Below are 17,846 nucleotides of genomic sequence, written 5' to 3'. Positions count from 1 at the left end.
GGTGCAGTCCCGCCGCGATCAGGTCCAGGCGCACATGTTCATGATGAGCCGGTTGTCGGCGGCGCTGCTGCGCTCGGCCCCGGACCATCCGGACCAGCCCACCGGGCGGTCGCTGCGGGGCATCGCCGGCGGCCTTGCCATCGCGTTCATCGTGGCGGTGCTGGTCACCATCGTCACCGTCCTGTTCCCGCCGGCCCGCGAGGTCAACTGGCGGGTCAACGGCGCGGTCGTGGTCGACCTCGACACCGGGGCCCGCTACCTGTACGCCAACGGCGTGCTGCATCCGGTGGCGAACCTGACCAGCCTGCAGTTGCTGCTCGACAACAAGCCGTCGGTGGTGACCGTCCGCGGTGCCGCGTTGACGGGCACGCCACGCGGCGTACCGCTGGGGGTGGTCGGCGTGCCGGAACGGCTACCTGACACCGCCGGGCTCAGCGTGGCGCCCTGGCTGGCCTGCGCGGGACATGCCGGCACCGGTGACGACGCCGCGCCCCGGTTCACCCTGGAGGTCGCCGCCGCGCGCACAGTCGCCCCACTCGGCGGTGACGCGGCGCTGGTGGGTGCCCCGGACGGCAGCGTCCACCTGCTGGTCGGCGAGACCCGGCACCTGATCGACACCGACGGCGGGGCCCGGGAGGCGTTGGGGTACGGCGCCGCGACGGTCCGCCCAGTGCCCGCCGAGTTCCTGCGGTTGCTGCCGGCCGGGCCGGACCTGACGGCGCCGGAGGTGCCCGGGCGGGGCACCTCCGGCCCGACGCTGGCCGGTCGTCCCAGCCGGATCGGCCAGCTGTTCAGCGGGCCGGGCGGGTCGGCGTACCTGCTCACCGCCGACGGTCTGGCCCAGTTGACCCCGACGGTGCTGGCGCTGCTGATCGGCGACGCCCGCACCCAGCAGCAGGCGTACGACGGAGCCACCCCGCAGCTGGTGCCACTGGGCGCCAACGACATCGCCGAGCATCGCTCGGACACCCCGCTGGGCACCCGGATCGACGCGCTGCCAACGGCACCGCCGACACCGGTCGACCTGGCCGGCGTGGACCTGTGCGCCAGCGTGTCGGCCGACCAGCAACAGCCGACCCTGACGCTGGTCACCGCGCAGCCGCTGACACCCGTGCCGGGTGGCGTCACGACCGGTGGCACCCTGCCGGCCGGCGTGGTGCCGGGGTGCGGTCAGGTGGACCAGGTCGCGGTCCGCGGCGACACCGGCGTGCTGCTGCAGACCACTCCGACGGCGGCCTGGTACCTGGTGGCCGACAACGGCGTACGGTATCCGCTCGGTGCCGACGGACCGGCCGCCGGGCTCGGCTACCGGGGCGCGCCGGTGGGACGGCTGCCGGCGGCCCTGGTCGATCTGCTACCGACCGGTCCGTTACTGGATCCGCAGGCGTACCGCAGCGGCACGGCACCGGCGGGGCCGGCCCGGCCGGACTGCGACTGATACCCCGGCGGCGCAGACCCGGCGGCTGAGCGGCGTACGGCGACAGTCAGCGGGAGGTGTCGCCGCTGGCGGCAGAGTCGGCACCCCAGGTGTTCTCCTCGCCCCGGATGGTGTCCTCCATGGTAGGCACCCGTGTCGCGGCGAGCCCGGACTCCCGGGCGTCGCCGACCGGCAGGTCCTCGGCGGCGTCCTTGGCCGGCCGGTGGGTCGTTCCGGGCCGCTGCGGGTTGCCGGCCAGCACGTTCAGGATGTCGTCCGCGGTCGCGGGTGCGGGCGGCTCCGGGGTCGACTCGGTCGTCTCCCACGGCCAGCCGCGCGGCTCGTCGCTCTTGCGCCGGTTCGCCCTGCTGCGAGCCTGGTCGATCTCCTCCCGCAGGGGGTACGGCGTCCGGTTGCGGGGCTGGTCCTGGCTGCCGCCACCACCTCCGCCGCCGCCACCGGGCGGTGGCAGGTACGGCGGATAGTTCGACCCCGCCGTACCACTGGCACCCGCCGAGGGGCCGAGCCCGGCACCGTCGGACGTGCCCGCCGACGCCGGCGTCTGCCCCGCCGGCACCTGGCCTGGCGTGCCGCCGACTCCGCCGACCAGCGAGCCGGGGCCGGACACGCCCCCACCTGGGGTGCCGTCGCCGCCGACCAGGTCGGCGGCGGGCGGCACCAGGACACCGGGACCGGGTCGGGGAATGTCGAGGCCGAAGTCGTCCCGGCCGCCGACCAGATCGGGGCGGGGCGTCGGGCTCGGCACGACGACCTCCGGCGGGACGATCGTGCCAGGTGGGGGGACGGGGCTGCCCGGGCTGAGCCAGTCCACCGGGGTACGGGTGCCGCCGTCGGTGACCAGGTCGTAGCCACCCTTGCCGTCCGGCACCAGCTCCAGACCTTCGATGGTGCGTCGGGTACCGTCCGGGCTGACCAGGTCGACGCCGCCGTCGCCGTTGGGTAGCAGGCGCACCCCGTCGGTGTCGCCGGGAACGAGGTCGAACCCGCCGACCGGGGTGCGGGTGCCGCCGTCGGTGACGAGGTCGTAGCCGCCCTTGCCGTCCGGTACCAGCTCCAGACCGCCGATCGAGCGCTGAGTGCTGTCCGGCCCGACCAGGTTGAGGCCGCCGTCACCGCCCGGCACCAGCCACATCGGGTTGGGGTCGCGGGCGAGGTCCCAGGCGGTCTGCAAGTCCGGTGGTGGGCTGTCGAACCCGCCGGCGGGTGGTTCGAGTCGGCCGACCTGGGGGGCGGGGGCGCGGGGAACGTCGGTGACGATCGACGAACCGGGCGGCACCAGCACCGGTGCGCCATCGCCGTCGCGAACCGGTTGGCCGTCCGGGCCGGTCACGGTGCCGTCCGGGCCGATCCGGGATCCGGGCGGCAGCACCACCGGTGCACCGTCGGCGTCAAGGATCGGCCGGCCATCCGGTCCGAGCACAGTGCCTTCCGGGTACTGCAGTCGTGCCGGGTCGTTGCCACCAGAACCGGACTGCGGGGCCGTAGGCAGCAGGAGGGGTCCAGGGTTGACGGTGGCGAACTGGTTCGGCCCGCCCTCACCACGCAGGATACTGTCGAAGTCCTCCTTCTGGGCGGTCAGGTCGTTCTGCAGCCCGTCGATGACCCGCTCGTAGTCCTCCTTCATGCCGGCGATGTTGGTGCGCTGATCGTCGTTCAAGTCCTTGATGATCTCGTCGTACGACTCTTTCTGCGCACGCATGTCATCCTGAAGGTCGTCGATGACCCGCTCGTAGTCTTCCTCCATCTTGTTCATCGCTTCGCGGTTGTCGTCGTTGTTCTGCTTCAGGATCTCCTCGAACTCGTCCTTCTGGTTCCGCAGGTCGTCCTCGAGATCAGCGATGATCTTGTCGTACCTGTCGACCAGCTTGTCGATGGTCTTCTCGTAGTCGTCCTGGAGCTTCTCGATCTCACTGTTGCCGTTGCCGCCGCCGGAGCCGCTGGAGGTCGGCGGCACGAGCCGAGGGGCCGTATCGAACTTCGCGTTGGCGAAGACCTCGGCGGAGGTGCCGTACTGGGTACGGATCGAACTGATGACGGTCCGCCCGACAGGGTCGAGGATCTTCTCGACCTCGGCGAGCCAGCTGGCCTTCGCCGCCTTGTCGACGGCGTCGCGCATCACCTGGCTACGAGGGTCGTAGCTCTCGTTCAGGAAGACCGGCTTGTTGTCCTCCAGGCGCACCGCGTTCTGGACACCTTTGTAGTGGTCGTGCAGCGCGTTGAAGACGTGGTAGCGGGGGACCCAGGACTCCGGGTCGGAGTAGAAGGCCACGTGCCCGCGGTACAGGTCGTTCAGCGCCTTCTCCATCGCCAACACCCCGTCGCCGATGGCTCTCGGGACGCTGGTCGCCCCACCCGGATACACCTCCCGGTGCACTTCGCGCAGGCGTTTCTCGAATTCGCGCAGCAGCGCCGCGAACTGCCCGGCCGCTGAACCCTCCCACGCGCTGGCGTCGGTCTTGAGCTCGCTGGCGTAACGCTTGAACTCGTTGGCCCAGTGCTCCGCCCATTTGCCGACGCCAACCAGGACCGTCTCATTTGTCCAGAACGTGCGGCGGGACGCCACGTCGTTGGCGGCCGGGTTGTAATTGATCAGCGAGTTGAGGCTGAGCTGCAGATTCTCGAACCGTCGGATCGGGCTGTCCTTGGGCATCGACTCGAACTGGTCGTCGAGCTTGAGCCCGGCGACCACCCACTTGTCGACATCTATCTCGTCCTGCTGCCACTGCCAGACACCTTGCTGCGGGCCGGTCGTGTAGGGCGTGCCGAGGCCGGTGCCCTGGACGGCGAAGACGGCGAAGGCGTCGAAGTCCTTGTAGCGCAGGTTGGCCGAGGCGGTGGGCGGCGGATAGGAGAGCACGAGGGCGTCACCCTCGGTGACCCACTTGGGCGCGTCCGGGCCAGCGACGTGCTGGCGGTAGGCGACTTCCGCGTCCGAGGGCAGGAACAGCGCGTTGGCCAGCTCCCACTGCTGATCGCTGGCCGGTACGGTGTCGACCACTGTGCGTTGCCTTCAGGTCAGCCGACGACTACGGACGCAGGTTCGGGACGGGCTGCCACACGTCGCGCACCAGGTCGAGCATCTGAGATGCGGTAAGTGCGTCGTTGCTGCCGATGTCGAGCGTTTCCTTGGCCTCCAGGAAGTCGTCACGCAGCTGCTCGATGAGGTCGAACAGCGCGGCCACGTTGCCCTTGGCCCCGTCGGCCAGCGTGGCGAAGGCCGTCTCCACCTGACCGACCTCGGTCAGCACGTTCTCGTTGCCGGCGAGCAGGACGCTGAAGGGGGCGTCGTCGGCCGGCGCCGGCGGCTGACCGGTGTAGGCGAGCAGCCGCTTGACGTCCGGATCGTTCTTCGCCTCGGCAAGGAACGCCTCGAACCGCCGACGGACCGTACTGTTAAGATAGCTGTCCGTAACGGTGAATGTCTCCTCCGCCACCGGTCACCTCCGCTTCGACGTCGGGTCAGCGGCCGACCGGAGCGAGGATGTCGTAGATGCCGTCGTTGGTGTCCCAGCTGGCACCAGTCACGCCCGCGTTGTCCTCACCGGAGTCGATGATCTGGCCGACGAAGGTGGTCTTCTCGCCGAGATCCTGGAACTTGATCATCACGTTGTTGTACGCACTGATCCACTCGTCGATCTTGGCCTGGAACACCGAACTGGAGCCCGCCTGGTACGTCGCGCGGATCTCACCCTGGATCCGGTACGCGGTCTGCCCTGCGGTGATCATGCTGCTGACGTGGTCGTCCAACGCAGCGATCGCTGCGACGAACCCAGCGTCTTCCTTGTTGAAGTTGCCGTTCACCGTTCGCACCTTCCCGTCCGCACCCGATCTTCGTCGGGACCGACCCGACGAATCGACCCGGCGACACAGCACCGCCGCACGCCAGCGTCGTCGCATCAGACCACGGCGGCAATAGCGGATTCCCTAGACCTGCATCGAGGTCGCCGAGACTTGCGCAGGTCACCGGGCAGCGACGATGATCGGCGGGCCGATCCGACCCACCAGTGCCGGGTCGGGTTCGACACCTCACACACTGATTTGAGATCATCGATTCTCGTGGAGACCGTTCAAGACCGCCCGCCCGCCACCCGCCCGCTCCTGTGGCGGTTCCTGCGGCACGAATGGACCCTGGCCGTACTCGGCGGCCTCTTCGTCGCGGTGGTGCTGACCTGGCCCACCCTGCGTCACCCTGCCAGCACCATCCCGGGTGACATCGCCGACCCGACCCTGCAGGCGTGGCAGATCGCCTGGGGCGGGCACGTGCTGACGACCGACCCGGCACAACTGTGGCACTCGAACACCTTCTTCCCGGAGCGGTACACCTACGCGTACAGCGACACGCTGCTCGGCTACGCGCCCGCCGGGATGATCGGTTCCGGTTTCGAAGCGGCCCTGGTCCGCTACAACGTTCTGTACGTCCTGCTGCACGCGCTCGCCTTCGTCGGCGTGTACGCCCTGGTCCGCCAACTCGGCGCAGGCCGCATCGGCGGCGCGGTGGCCGGCGTCGCCTGGGCCTTCGCCCCGTGGCGACTCGCCCACTCCGGGCATCTGAACATCCTGTCGGCCGGTGGAATCGCGCTGAGCCTGGCGATGCTGGCCCGCGGCCACGGCTGGTCGCTGCGGCACGGGTACCGGCCGGAGCGTCGCCGGCCCGGCTGGGCCTTCGCCGGCTGGTTGGTCGCCGCCTGGCAGATCAGCCTCGGCTTCGGCATCGGCCTTCCGCTGGTCTACTTCCTGCTCGCCGCAGGGATCGTCGCCGCCGTCGGTTATGCCTGGTCCTGGTGGCGAAAACGGCAACGACCCGTGTTCGGTCGGCGGCTGCTCCTGGCCGACCTGGCCGGCGGAGTGCTATTCGGGGCGGTCACCCTGGGCATCGCCATGGCGTACTTCCGGGTCGTCGAGCTCAACCCGCAGGCGGAACGCGGGCTGGAATGGACCGAGTTGTTCTCGCCGCCGTGGATCGGCCTGGTCACCGCGCCTGGCGAGTCCTGGTTGTGGGGCGACCGGCACGCGGCGACCCGCGCCGAACTGGTCTGGCCCCCGGAGATGGCGCTGCTGCCCGGTGTCACCCTGATCGCGCTGGCCGCCGCCGGCCTGGTGGTCTCCTCGTTCCGGATCCGGCACCGGGTGGCGCTCGGAGCCGGCGTTCTCGCCACCACCCTGCTCGCTCTCGGCTCGACCCTCGGTGGCGACGGCGACCCCGGTTATCTGACGTTGTCCAAGCACCTGCCCGGCTGGGACGCGCTGCGCACCCCCGGGCGGATGATGCTCTGGACCAGCCTGCTGCTGGCGGTGCTGGCCGCCGGCACCCTGACGGCGGCGGCCGCCGCGCTGCGCCGGTTCACCCGCGAGTGGCCGGACACCCGACGACAGGCGGTACGCGCGGTACTGCTGATACCGCTGGCGCTGGTGCTGCTCGAAGGCGTCAACCGGGTCGCCCACCCGGTCGTCCCGCGACCGCCGGCCGCCTGGCAACAGATCACCGAGCCGGTCCTGGTGTTGCCGAGCGACGCCGGGGCGTTCGAGTTGAACGTGATGCTCTGGACCACCGAGGGAGACTTCCCCCGGGTAGCCAACGGACTGGCCGGTTTCGTGCCGGCCAGCCAGGAGCAGACCCGGGCGGTCACCGCTTTCTTCCCGGACCCGGCGAGCGTCGCCTACCTGCGTCAACTGGGTGTACGCACCGTCCTGGTGATGCCGGACCGGCTGCCCGGTACGCCGTGGGACGGGGTCGCCCAACGGCCGGTCGACGGGTTGGGCATCACCCGGGAGGAGGTCGACGGTGTCCTCGTCTACCGACTCGACTGACCCCGACGACAGACCGTTGCGGCTGTCCGTCGTGGTGCCCTGCTTCAACGAGGAAGCCTCCCTCGTACCGCTGCACACGGCCGTGTCGGCCGCGCTGGCCGCGCTGCCCGACATCGACGTCGAGTACGTCTACGTCGACGACGGCAGCACCGACGCGACCCTGGCACGACTGCGCGAGCTCGCCACGGGGGACCCTTCGGTCCGATATCTCGCGCTCAGCCGCAACTTCGGCAAGGAGTCGGCGATGCTCGCCGGGCTGGACCGGGCCGACGGCGACGCCGTCATCGTGATGGACGCCGACCTGCAGCACCCGCCGCGCCTACTGCCCGACATGGTGGCGTTGTACCGGCAAGGCTACGACCAGGTGATCGCCTGCCGGGATCGCCGTGGTGACCGGTTCGTCCGGACCGTAGCGTCCCGGGCGTTCTACCGTCTGATGAACCGTTGGGTGGACGTGCAACTGCTGGACGGGGCCGGCGACTTCCGGCTGCTGTCCCGGCGGGCCGTGCAGGCGCTGCGCACGATGCCCGAGTACAACCGCTTCTCCAAGGGCCTGTACTCGTGGATCGGTTTCAACACGGTCGTCTTCGCCTACCCGAACGAGGCCCGCGCCGGCGGCGGCGGCAGCCGGTGGAGTCTGCGTTCGCTGCTCAACTACGCGTTCGACGGGCTGCTGTCGTTCAACAACCGGCCGCTGCGTTCGGCGATCTACGCCGGTATGGGGCTGACCGTGATCGCTGTGGCGTACGCGGCCTGGGTGGTCGCCGCCGCGTTGATCCGGGGGATCGACGCCCCCGGCTACACCACGATCATCGTGAGCGTCATCGGCCTCGGCGGCATCCAGATGATGATCCTCGGTGTGATCGGCGAGTACATCGGCCGGATCTACTACGAGACGAAGCGCCGGCCGCACTACCTGGTGATGGAGTCGAACTCCGACGTCGGGGCGGCGTCCGCCGGGCCGGCGGTCTACCCGGCCCCGCGTCGTCCGGCGGCCGACCCGGCGGAGGCTCCCGCCAAAGTCCCCTCCGAGGCCCCCGCCGAGATGACCGCCCGGGTGGAATGATCCGCCTGGCCGGATCGTTGTGCATGGTCAGCAACGCTGAGTAATCAGCGTGCCTGCCGCCTCGGGTCGCACACCCGGCCCGCCCGCTCTCGGCAGGCCCGCCTGGCGTCCCGGCGGACCGGCCCCGACAGGCTGGCTTGCCCGTTGCGCCCGCGTGGGACGCTCTGGCGGACCGGTACTGCGGTAGAGCAGTATTCCTGTGAGGAATAATCATTCCTCTGAGGTATATCGTCCAGACCGGTATCCCTGTGTAGTGCCGTCACGGTCGGTGACGTGGCGGACCGCGAGGCCACTGCGGGGAATGACCGGCCGGCCCGCGTGGTTGTACATGGTCGCGACGCACGGAAGGCCAGCCCCGAGCGGGCGAGTAGCCGCCGCGGCGTCCCCGTACCACCCGGACGACCGTTTACCGCACACCCCACACGACCGCCCGCCCCGGCACGCTTGAGGGGCCCGAGCGGCGGGTGTGCCCCCTCGGAAAACGGAAGGTGGACCCCCCCTATGACCACGATCATCACCCGCACCCTGCGCACCACCGCCCTGGGCATCGCCGGCCTCACCCTCGCCGGCGGCGCGATCGCCGGCCCCGCCCTGGCCGCCGACCACGCCCCCACCGCCCTCGCCGCACCCGCCGCCGCAGCCGCGAGCGACAGCGGCGTCGACACCGCCAAGCTCATCCCGCACGGCGTGCAGGGCGAACAGTCCCGCATCGACCTGAGCAGCGAGCAGACCGACAACGTCAAGGGCATCATCGCCGCCACGAAGAAGGCGGGCATGGACGAGCGGGCCGCCGTGGTCGCGATCGCGACCGCGCTGCAGGAGTCGAAGCTGGAGAACCTCGGCCACCTGGGTGACCGTAACGACCACGACTCGCAGGGCCTGTTCCAGCAGCGGCCGTCGTCGGGTTGGGGCACCGTCGAGCAGATCACCGACGTCGAGTACTCGACCACCGCGTTCCTCAACGGGTTGAAGCAGGTTGACGGCTGGCAGGACATGCCGCTGACCGAGGCCGCGCAGACCGTGCAGGTGTCGGCGTACCCGGACCACTACGCCCAGTGGGAGACCCAGGCCGCCGAACTCGTCGCCCAGCACTGGAACAGCTGACCTCGACGTAGACGCAGACACCGTGCAAGGGCCGGACCCCGTACCCGGGGTCCGGCCCTCGCACGTGTTCGGGGACGGTCAGGTCTACCGAGTGGCGTGTCGATCCGCCAGGTATGCGGTGCCGGCCTCGGTCAGCCGCCCGAACAGTCGTAGCCGGGCCATCCCGCCGTCGGGAAAGATGTCCAGCCGCACGTGGGTCGCGGCACGGGGTGTGGGCAACCGGAACCGGTGCCGGGTGTCCGGCTGCAGCGGGGTGACCGGCAGCAGGTCGTACCAGCGATCCGGCGTGTCCGGGCCGGCACCGGGCGCGTCGGCGACGGCGGCTGAGGCGTCGCGGCCCCGCAGCCGGGCCGCCGCCGGCGCGTTGCCCTTGAAGTGGCTGGTGTCCAGTTCGACGAACTCGACGACGCCGGGCGCACCCAGCCGTACCTGCACCCAGTCGTTGCCGTCGTCTCGACGGCGCGCGGTCTCCCAGCCCTCCCCCATCGTGCGGGCCGGTCCGGGCAGCAACAGCTGCTGCGGCGAGCCGTAGAACCGGTCGCTGCAGGCCTCGACCCGGCCACCGTTCTCCACTGCGACGAGGTCCAGTACCTCGGTCAGCAGGTGCGGGTCGGGCACCGGCTCGCCGTGCACCCGCAGCCGGGCGACCCCGCCGTCGGGATGGATCGTCAACCGGACATGGGTCAGCCGCTGCGGTACGTCCACCGGGATCACCACCCGGTCGTTGCCAGCCAACGCGGTCCGCGCCACCAGCGGGGTCCACTGCGCCGCAGCAAGCTCCGCTGGCCCCGGATGACCGGCGAGGCAGCAGCCGTCGACCGTCGCGTACGGCGGGTAGTTGCCAGTGAAGAAGGCGGTGTCGATGACGATGGCCCGGGCGATGCCGGGTGCACCGAGCCGGACGATGGCATGGTCGGATCCGGGCTGGCGGCGACGTCGGGTCTCCCAGCCGTCGTACACCTGGCCCTTGGCACCGAAGGTGCTGGCAGCGAAGACCGGCGGACGCGGATCGACCAGATTGTCGGCGGCGGCGAAGAACTCATCGTTGGCGCTCACCACGCCCCCGCCCAACGCGCGGGAGGCCAGGTCGGGCAACCAGGTCAGGTCGAAGTCGCCCGGCAGGTCGGGCAGGGTGGAGGATACGCGGCTACCGGTCATCCGTCCCTCTCGTGATCAGGCGGCCGCGCGGCGCGTCCGGGTTGACCGGCGCGCCGCGCAGCCAGGTGGCGCGGACGATGCCGGTCAGGCGTCGTCCGTTGTACGGGGAGACCGGGTGCCGCTGGCGCAGCCGGCCCGGGTCGACGTGATAGCTCGGCGTCGGGTCGAAGGCGACCAGGTCGGCCTGGGCACCGACCACGATCCGCCCCTTGTCGGCCAGGCCGACGAGGTCCGCCGGACCTTCGGCCATCCAGCGGACCACGTCGCCGAGGCCGAATCCGCGCCGGCGCGCCTCGGTCCAGACCGCCGGCAGGCCCATCTGCACGGAGGCGATCCCGCCCCAGGCCGTGGAGAAGTCACCGGTGTCGGGGGTCTTCAGCGCCGGCAGGCAGGGCGAATGGTCGGAGACGACGCAGGAGATGGTGCCGTCGGCGAGCGCCGCCCACAGGGCGTCCTGGTTGGCGCGGTCGCGAATCGGCGGGCAGCACTTGAACTCGGTGGCGCCGTCCGGGATCTCCTCCGCCGACAGGGTCAGGTAGTGCGGGCAGGTTTCGGCGCTGACCGGCAGACCAGCCCGGCGGGCGGCGGCGAGCACCGGCAGCGCGCCGGCGGCGGACAGGTGCAGGATGTGGATCCGGGCGCCGCCGCGCCGGGCGACGTCGATGGCGGCGGTCACGGCGTCGACCTCGGCGGCGGGTGGTCGGCTGGCGAGGAAGTCCCGGTAGCGGGTGGAGGGGACGGCGGTGTGCAGCTGGTCGGGTTGCTCGGCGTGGATGACGAACAACGCGGGTACGGCGGCGAACGCGGCGGCGAGCTGCCCAGGGTCCAGTGGTGGGAACTCCGGCACCCCCGAGTCGGCCAGGAACGCCTTGAACCCGAAGACCCCGGCGGCGTACAGGTCGGGCAGCGCGGGCGCGTTGCCGGGCACGGCCCCGCCCCAGAACCCGACGTCGACGTGGCACTGACCGGCGGCGGCCTGCTGCTTGACCACCAACGCGGCGGTGTCGACGGTCGGCGGCAGGCTGTTCAGCGGCATGTCGACGATGGTGGTGACACCGCCGCCGGCGGCGGCGAGGGTGGCGGTGGCGAACCCTTCCCATTCGGTACGGCCAGGTTCGTTGACGTGCACGTGGCTGTCGACGAGTCCGGGCAGCAGGGCGACGTCGCCGAGGTCGGTGTCGACGGTCGCCGGCACCTGTTCCCGGTAGTCGGTGACGGCGACGATCCGACCGCCGCCGACCGCGACGGCCGCCGGCCGTTCACCGTCGGGCAGCACCGTGCGGCGGGACCGCAGCACCAGGTCGACGGTCATGCGGCGGCTCCCTGGGCCGGTTGCGCCACCGCGACCAGGTCGGTACGGGCGAACCCGACCTCGGCGGTGTCGACGGCGCCGCAGTCGAGTCCGCGCAGCAGGAACCCGGCCAGCGCCCGGGCCGTGGCCGGCTCGTCGAGGATGCCGCCGGCCCGGCGGTCCAGGTAGGCGCCGAGCCGGGCCACGGTCGACGCCCGCCCGTCGCGGTAGAAGGCGTAGGTGGCGGCGAACCGGGTCGGCAACTGCCCGGGATGCAGATCCCAGCCCTGGTAGAAGCCGCGTTCGAGGGAGCGACGCACCAGGTTGGCATGCTGCCGCCAGGCGGCGTGCACGGCGGTGGTGTCGCCGACCGGCAGGATGTTGGTGGAGCCGTCGCTGAGCCGTACGCCGGTGCCGGCGGCGGCGACCTGCATGACGGCCTTGGCATGGTCGGAGCTGGGGTGGTCCATACTCAGGTAATCGGCGGCGACCCCGCATCCGGTTCCGTAGTCGTAGGTGCCGAAGTGCAGTCCGGTGCAGCGGCCGGCCGACTCGCCGATCAGCGTGGCGACGGTGGCGCGGCCGTCGGCGCCGAGCACGGCCGCTGGCGTCTCGATCTGGATCTCGAACCGCAGCGTGTCGCGGGCCAGCCCGTACACCTGCTCCAACCGCTCGCACACCCCGACCATGGCGGCGACCTGGCCGGGGTGGCTCACCTTCGGCAGGGTGACCACGAATCCGGCGGGCGGCCCGCCGCAGGCGTCGAGGAACAGGTCGAGGCTGCGGACCGCGCGGCGGCGGGTCGCCGCTTCCAGCGATTTGATCCGTACGCCGACCCACGGTGGTGCCGTGCCGGTGGCCCGTGCCGTGGTGAGTGCGTGGGCTGCGGCCCGCAGGTCGGCGTCCTCGGTTGCGTCGTCGCGGCCGCCGTAGCCGTCCTCGACGTCGATGCGCAGGTCCTCCACCGGTTCGCGGGCGAGCTTGGCCCGTACCCGGTGGTCCAGCTCGGCCGGGTACGGCGCCGGCGGGTGCGCGTCCAACGTGGCCAGTGCCGCCGCGCCCCAGGTCGGCACCAGGTCTGCGGTGACCCGGTCGGCGGGGACGTAGACGGTGTGCACCGGCTGGCGTTGCGGCGTCTGGCCGGGGTAGCGCTGCCGCAGGGCGGCGTCGACCTCGGCGAGGCGGTCGTCGATGGCGGCGTAGTCCGCCGCGGTGAGCCGGGGCATCAGTCGATCAGCCGGTACGCCGGCAGGGTGAGGAAGTCGACGAAGTCGTCGGCGAGGGCGACCTCGACGAACAGGGCCCAGGCGTCCGGGAACCGGCGGGCCGTCCAGTCCTCGCTGGTCGTCTCGGCGCGGATCGCGGCGAGTTCGGTTTCGCCGACGGCGCGCACCAGGTCGGCGGTGACCGGGGTGCCGTCGGGCAGCCGTACCCCGTTGTGGATCCACTGCCAGATCTGCGAGCGGGAGATCTCGGCGGTGGCGGCGTCCTCCATCAGGTTGTTGATCGCGACGGCGCCGTTGCCACGCAGCCATGCCTCCAGGTAGCGCAGCGCGACCGCGACGTTGCCGCGCAGCCCGGCAGCGGTGACGGCCCCGCCGGTGGCGGCGACGTCGAGCAGCTGGTCGGCGGTGACGGTGACGTCGGGCCGTTGCCGGTCGAGCTGGTGGGGCCGGTCCCCGAGGACCTCGTCGAAGACTTCCCGGCAGACCGGCACCAGGTCGGGGTGGGCCACCCAGGAGCCGTCGAAACCGTCGCCGGCCTCGCGGAGCTTGTCGGCCCGGACCTGGTCGACGGCGCGGGCGGTCGCCTCGGTGTCGCGCCGGTTCGGGATGAACGCTGACATGCCGCCGATCGCCATCGCCCCCCGCCGGTGGCAGGTGGCGACGAGCAGTTCGGTGTAGGCCCGCATGAACGGTGCGGTCATCGTCACCGCCGACCGGTCGGGGAGCACGAACTTCTCCCCGGCGTCGCGGAAGTTCTTGATGATGCTGAACAGGTAGTCCCAGCGGCCGGCGTTGAGGCCGGTGGCGTACGGGCCGAGTGCCCAGAGGATCTCGTCCATCTCGAACGCCGCGGTAATCGTCTCGATCAGGACGGTGGCCCGGATGCAGCCGGTCGGCAGACCGAGGGTGGCCTCGGTGTGGGCGAACACGTCGTGCCAGAGGGCCGCTTCCTCGTGGCTTTCCAGTTTCGGCAGGTAGAGGTACGGTCCGCTGTCGCGGCGCAGCAGTTCGGCGGCGTTGTGGAACAGGTACAGGCCGGCGTCGACGAGGGCGCCGACGGCGGGGCCGCCGTCGATGTCGAGGTGGCGTTCGTCGAGGTGCCAGCCCCGGGGCCGGACCACGATCGTCGGGTACGGGCCGGGGCCGAGCCGGTAGGTCTTCGCCCCGGTCCGCAGGGTGATGGTGCGCCGCACGGCGTCGGCCAGGTTGCGCTGCCCGCCGATCACGTTGGCCCAGTGTGGGGTGTTGGCGTCCTCCAGGTCGGCCAGCCAGACGCGGGCACCGGAGTTCAACGCGTTGATCGTCATCTTCCGGTCGGTGGGTCCGGTGATCTCGACCCGCCGGTCGGTCAGGTCCGCTGGTGGCGGCGGTACGGTCCAGTCCCCGGCGCGCACGGCGGCGGTGTCCGGCCGCAGGTCCAGCCGGCCGGTGCGGGCGATCTCGGCGCGTCGGCGGCGGCGGGCCGCGAGCAGGTCGGCGCGGCGGCCGGCGAACCGCCGGTGCAGGTCGGTGAGGAAGGCGACGGCGTCGTCGGTGAGGACGTCCGCGACGTCACCCGACGGTGCGGCCGACTGCGCGGCCTGGGTGCGGGACATGGGCGTCACTCCTGTTCAGGGCGGGCCGAGGTGGTCAGTACGCGATGGGCGTGCGCGGCCCGGGCGGCCAGGTCGGCGGTGTCGGCGGTCCGCAGTTCGGCGCCCTCGACGACCGGGCGGCCGCCGACCAGCAGCAGTTGCACCGGGGCGGGTGGGCCGAGCACCAGGGCCGCGACCGGGTCGTCGATGCCGGCGTGGCCGAGCCCGTCGAGGCGCCACAGCGCCACGTCGGCGAGTTTGCCGACCTGCAGGGATCCGATGTCGGCGTCCCGGCCGAGGCAGCGGGCCCCGCCGATGGTTCCCAGGGCGAGGGCGTCGCGGGCGGTCATCGCGGCCGGGCCGCCGCGCAGCCGGGCCGCGTACAGGGCCTGGCGCAGTTCCTCGCCGAGGTGGCCGGCCTCCTGACTGGCGGCACCGTCGACGCCGAGCCCGACGGGGACGCCGGCGGCGAGCAGGTCGGTGACCCGGGCGGTGCCGGCCCCGAGGCGGGCGTTGGAGCTGGGGCAGTGCGCCACGCCGGTGCCGGTGGCGCCGAGGCGGGCCACGGCGGCGTCGTCGAGGTGGACCCCGTGCGCCAGCCACACGTCGTCGCCGAGCCAGCCGAGGTCGTCGGCGTACTGCACCGGCGTGCAGCCGTGGGTGGCCTGGCAGTACTGCTCCTCCTCGACGGTCTCGGCGAGGTGGGTGTGCAGCCGCACACCCCGGCGGCGGGCCAGCTCGGCTGACTCGCGCATCAGGCGCGGGGTGACCGAGAACGGCGAGCAGGGGGCGACGGCGACCCGCAGCATCGACTCCGGCGACGGGTCGTGCCACCGGTCGATGGCGGCCTCGGTGGCGGCCAACGCGGCGTCGGTGTCCTCGACGACGGAGTCCGGCGGCAGGCCGCCCGCGGAGCGGCCGAGGTCCATGGAGCCCCGGCACGGGTGGAACCGCAGGCCGATCCGGGCGGCGGCGGCGATCTCGGCGGCGAACAGGTCCCCGCCGTCGCGGGGGAACACGTAGTGGTGGTCGGTGCTGGTGGTGCAGCCGGACAACGCCAGCCAGCCGAGGTTCGCGGCGGCGGCGTCGTGCACCGTGTCGGTGTCGATGCGTGACCAGATCGGGTAGAGGGTGGTGAGCCAGCCGAACAGGTCGTCGGACTGGGCCAGGCCCCGGGTGGCCCACTGGTAGAGGTGGTGGTGGGTGTTGACCAGACCTGGGGTGGCCAGGCAGCCGGTGCCGTCGATGCGCCGTACCCGGCCGGGGTCGCCGCCGGTGAGCCGGGCCAGCAGGTCGTCGGGCAGGTCGCCGGGGCCGACGGCGGCGATCCGGCCGTCGTCGCCGACGACGAGATGCCCGGTGCGGTGTTCGGTGCCGGCGGCGTCGACGGTGGCGATCGCCGCGCCGGTGATGGCGAGCATCACCAGTCACCCAGCGCCGGCGGGGCGTCGTCGCGGGCCACGGTGCCCTCGATCAGGCCGTACGGGCGGTCGGTCGCGACGAACACGGTGCCGGGGTTGTCCAGCCCGAACGGGTCGAGGTCGACCGGCAGGTGGTGCTTGTTCGGCAGGGCCAGGCGCACCTGCACCACGTCCGGGCAGTCGGTGAGCACCCGCTCCCCCATCGCGTACAAGGTCTGCTGCAGCGACCGGCTGTAGGTGCCGACAAACGCGTCGATCAGGGCCCGCCGGACGTCGGCGTGGGCGGCGTCGAAGCCGCCGGCCGCCTCTGTCCCGGCGTAGCGCCACTGGGCGTCCACCGCGGTGGCCAGGATCCGGTCGTCGGTCTCGGGCAGCGTGGTGTACGGGTCGACGACGTAGCCGCGGAACTCCGAGTCGGTGGAGTTGAGCAGGACCAGACCGGTCAGCCCGGCGGTCACCTCGGCCCGTTGGCCGTCGTAACGCACCGTGACGGTACGGGTGTGTCCACCGTCGCGGGCGAACGAGTGCGGTCCGAGCCGGTGCCAGTCGTGCTGGGCGATGTCGACCCGGGCCCGGTCGATGCTGGCCTGGCTGTCCACGAAGTGCCGGGCCAGCAGCAGGCCGAACTCCTCGGCGCTGGCGATGCCGTGCTGGCGGGCGAACGCGTACACGGTGTTCTTCTGGGTGTCGGTCGGCAGCACCTGACGGTTGTCGCCGGTGAGGTGGGTGGCGGCGAGGTCGCCGGCGAGCGCCACGGAGACGGTGAGGTCGGTCAGGGTGTGCCGGTCGGCGTCGCGGTCGACCCGGACCACCCGGGTTTCCGCCTTGCCGTAGCGGTTCGGACCCAGGACGATCCCCATCAGTCAGCTCCCTCGATAGGTGGTGTAGCCGTACGGGCTGATCAGCAGCGGTACGTGGTGGTGGCGGGCGGCGTCGTGCACGACGAAGGCGACCGGGATCTCGGTGTAGAAGCCGGCGTCGCCGAGGTGCCCGGCCACGTCGAACACCAGCCGGTACCCGCCGGTGGTCCACGCCTGGCCCGGTGCCCAGTCCCGCAGCCGCCCGTCGGCGTCGGTCCGTCCGGTCGCGACGGTGCGCCAGCCACCGGCGACGTGCGGGTCGGCGACGTCGAGACGGACCGGCAGGCCGGGTACGGGGACGCCGGTGGCGGTGTCCAGCACGTGGGTGGAGATCGGTGCGGCGTTGCTGGCGGTGGTCGGCGCGAGGTCGTCGACGAGTCGGCCGACGCGCAGTGCCGCGATCTGCCCGAGCTCGACGCGGACCACCGCCTGTTCGGCGGTGTCGTCGTGGTGCAGCCGGCGGCGGGCGGCGGCGGCCAGCTCGGTGGCACCCCGGCCGTTGGCGAAGATCAGGAACCGGTAGCCGAACCGCTGCTCGTAGGCGTCGTTGAGGGTGACCAGCTCGGCGCGGGCGGCGTCGTCGCCGTGCTGGTCGCCGCCGGCCGACGCGGCCTGCTCCCGGCGGGACCAGCCGGCTTCCCGGCCCTCGCCCGACGGCGGTTGTCCGATGCGCGGGTGGGCGGCGACGGCGGCGAGCACCTGCGGCCACGGCAACCCGCTCAGCTGTTCACAGGCCGTGGCGGCCAGTGCCGCCCGGTCCCGGTACGGGCGGGCCGCCGCCACGGCGGCCGCCCAGTCCGGCGCGGCGCAGCAGCTCAGCAGCTGTGCGCGCACGTCGTCGGCGGGCAGCGTGTTGAACACGTCGAGTCCGCGATCCACTCCCGGCACCCCTTTCGCTGG

At 72.1% G+C, this 17,846-nt stretch carries 14 protein-coding genes; 4 read left to right on the top strand and 10 right to left on the bottom strand.

Features of this window, described 5'->3' with window-relative positions; genetic code table 11:
- Nucleotide 1 precedes the first annotated feature (1 nt).
- On the top strand, nt 2-1,438 hold the full coding sequence (eccB, locus tag ACN28F_RS31460; protein ID WP_421361098.1) for a type VII secretion protein EccB: 1,437 nt from the start codon (nt 2-4) through the stop codon (nt 1,436-1,438).
- A 46-nt stretch (nt 1,439-1,484) separates the two neighbouring features.
- Here the strand turns inward: eccB and ACN28F_RS31455 are convergent, their stop codons facing one another.
- From ACN28F_RS31455 to ACN28F_RS31445, 3 genes are read right to left on the bottom strand one after another with little or no spacing between them, the layout of a single operon-like run.
- Nucleotides 1,485-4,436, bottom strand: a complete 2,952-nt coding sequence (locus tag ACN28F_RS31455; RefSeq protein WP_421361096.1) for a hypothetical protein — start codon at nt 4,434-4,436, stop codon at nt 1,485-1,487.
- Between the two features lie 28 nt (nt 4,437-4,464).
- Entirely contained in the window at nt 4,465-4,872 is a 408-nt protein-coding gene (locus tag ACN28F_RS31450; RefSeq protein ID WP_289206059.1) for a hypothetical protein, read from the bottom strand.
- A 25-nt stretch (nt 4,873-4,897) separates the two neighbouring features.
- Nucleotides 4,898-5,239 (bottom strand): hypothetical protein, encoded by a 342-nt coding sequence (locus ACN28F_RS31445; protein WP_289206058.1) that lies wholly within the window; start codon nt 5,237-5,239, stop codon nt 4,898-4,900.
- Nucleotides 5,240-5,494: 255 nt separating this feature from the next.
- Between ACN28F_RS31445 and ACN28F_RS31440 the strand changes: the two genes are divergently transcribed.
- The 3 genes from ACN28F_RS31440 (at nt 5,495) to ACN28F_RS31430 (ending at nt 9,416) form a co-directional block, all read left to right on the top strand.
- Entirely contained in the window at nt 5,495-7,246 is a 1,752-nt protein-coding gene (locus ACN28F_RS31440; RefSeq protein WP_289206057.1) for a hypothetical protein, read from the top strand.
- Nucleotides 7,221-8,312, top strand: a complete 1,092-nt coding sequence (locus ACN28F_RS31435; protein WP_289206056.1) for a glycosyltransferase family 2 protein — start codon at nt 7,221-7,223, stop codon at nt 8,310-8,312. The genes ACN28F_RS31440 and ACN28F_RS31435 overlap by 26 nt, the downstream gene beginning before the upstream one ends.
- A gap of 501 nt (nt 8,313-8,813) precedes the next feature.
- Entirely contained in the window at nt 8,814-9,416 is a 603-nt protein-coding gene (locus ACN28F_RS31430; protein WP_421358664.1) for a hypothetical protein, read from the top strand.
- Nucleotides 9,417-9,500: 84 nt separating this feature from the next.
- Here the strand turns inward: ACN28F_RS31430 and alc are convergent, their stop codons facing one another.
- The 7 genes from alc to uraD are packed head-to-tail and all read right to left on the bottom strand — an operon-like array spanning nt 9,501 to nt 17,825.
- Nucleotides 9,501-10,574 carry an allantoicase gene (gene alc / locus ACN28F_RS31425; protein ID WP_289206055.1) on the bottom strand — a complete coding sequence of 358 codons (1,074 nt, stop codon included), beginning with the start codon at nt 10,572-10,574 and terminating at the stop codon, nt 9,501-9,503.
- Nucleotides 10,564-11,886 (bottom strand): allantoinase AllB, encoded by a 1,323-nt coding sequence (gene allB, locus ACN28F_RS31420; protein ID WP_289206054.1) that lies wholly within the window; start codon nt 11,884-11,886, stop codon nt 10,564-10,566. The genes alc and allB overlap by 11 nt, the downstream gene beginning before the upstream one ends.
- Nucleotides 11,883-13,091 (bottom strand): DUF6986 family protein, encoded by a 1,209-nt coding sequence (locus ACN28F_RS31415; protein WP_289206053.1) that lies wholly within the window; start codon nt 13,089-13,091, stop codon nt 11,883-11,885. The genes allB and ACN28F_RS31415 overlap by 4 nt, the downstream gene beginning before the upstream one ends.
- Nucleotides 13,091-14,686: a malate synthase A gene (aceB, locus tag ACN28F_RS31410; protein WP_289206052.1), complete on the bottom strand. Its 1,596-nt coding sequence runs from the start codon at nt 14,684-14,686 to the stop codon at nt 13,091-13,093. Before aceB ends, ACN28F_RS31415 begins: the two co-directional genes overlap by 1 nt.
- A 5-nt stretch (nt 14,687-14,691) precedes the next feature.
- Complete coding sequence (locus ACN28F_RS31405; RefSeq protein WP_289206051.1) at nt 14,692-16,086, bottom strand: 8-oxoguanine deaminase; 1,395 nt, start codon at nt 16,084-16,086, stop codon at nt 14,692-14,694.
- Nucleotides 16,086-16,946 (bottom strand): factor-independent urate hydroxylase, encoded by an 861-nt coding sequence (gene pucL / locus ACN28F_RS31400; RefSeq protein WP_289206050.1) that lies wholly within the window; start codon nt 16,944-16,946, stop codon nt 16,086-16,088. Before pucL ends, ACN28F_RS31405 begins: the two co-directional genes overlap by 1 nt.
- 3 nt (nt 16,947-16,949) lie before the next feature.
- Complete coding sequence (uraD, locus tag ACN28F_RS31395) at nt 16,950-17,825, bottom strand: 2-oxo-4-hydroxy-4-carboxy-5-ureidoimidazoline decarboxylase (RefSeq protein WP_289206049.1); 876 nt, start codon at nt 17,823-17,825, stop codon at nt 16,950-16,952.
- Between the last annotated feature and the right edge of the window lie 21 nt (nt 17,826-17,846).

The organism is Solwaraspora sp. WMMA2101 (genome assembly GCF_049179175.1).
Taxonomy (GTDB): domain Bacteria; phylum Actinomycetota; class Actinomycetes; order Mycobacteriales; family Micromonosporaceae; genus Micromonospora_E.
The sequence above is the reverse complement of the archived record's forward strand: the minus strand, read 5'-3'. Positions and strand labels throughout refer to the sequence as shown.

Excerpts from the sequence above, each read along its gene's own strand:
- pucL (WP_289206050.1), bottom strand. The coding sequence starts at position 16,946 with ATGGGGATCGTCCTGGGTCCGAACCGCTACGGCAAGGCGGAAACCCGG.
- ACN28F_RS31415 (WP_289206053.1), bottom strand. The coding sequence starts at position 13,091 with ATGCCCCGGCTCACCGCGGCGGACTACGCCGCCATCGACGACCGCCTC.
- allB (WP_289206054.1), bottom strand. The coding sequence starts at position 11,886 with ATGACCGTCGACCTGGTGCTGCGGTCCCGCCGCACGGTGCTGCCCGAC.
- aceB (WP_289206052.1), bottom strand. The coding sequence starts at position 14,686 with ATGTCCCGCACCCAGGCCGCGCAGTCGGCCGCACCGTCGGGTGACGTC.
- ACN28F_RS31405 (WP_289206051.1), bottom strand. The coding sequence starts at position 16,086 with ATGCTCGCCATCACCGGCGCGGCGATCGCCACCGTCGACGCCGCCGGC.
- alc (WP_289206055.1), bottom strand. The coding sequence starts at position 10,574 with ATGACCGGTAGCCGCGTATCCTCCACCCTGCCCGACCTGCCGGGCGAC.
- ACN28F_RS31430 (WP_421358664.1), top strand. The coding sequence starts at position 8,814 with ATGACCACGATCATCACCCGCACCCTGCGCACCACCGCCCTGGGCATC.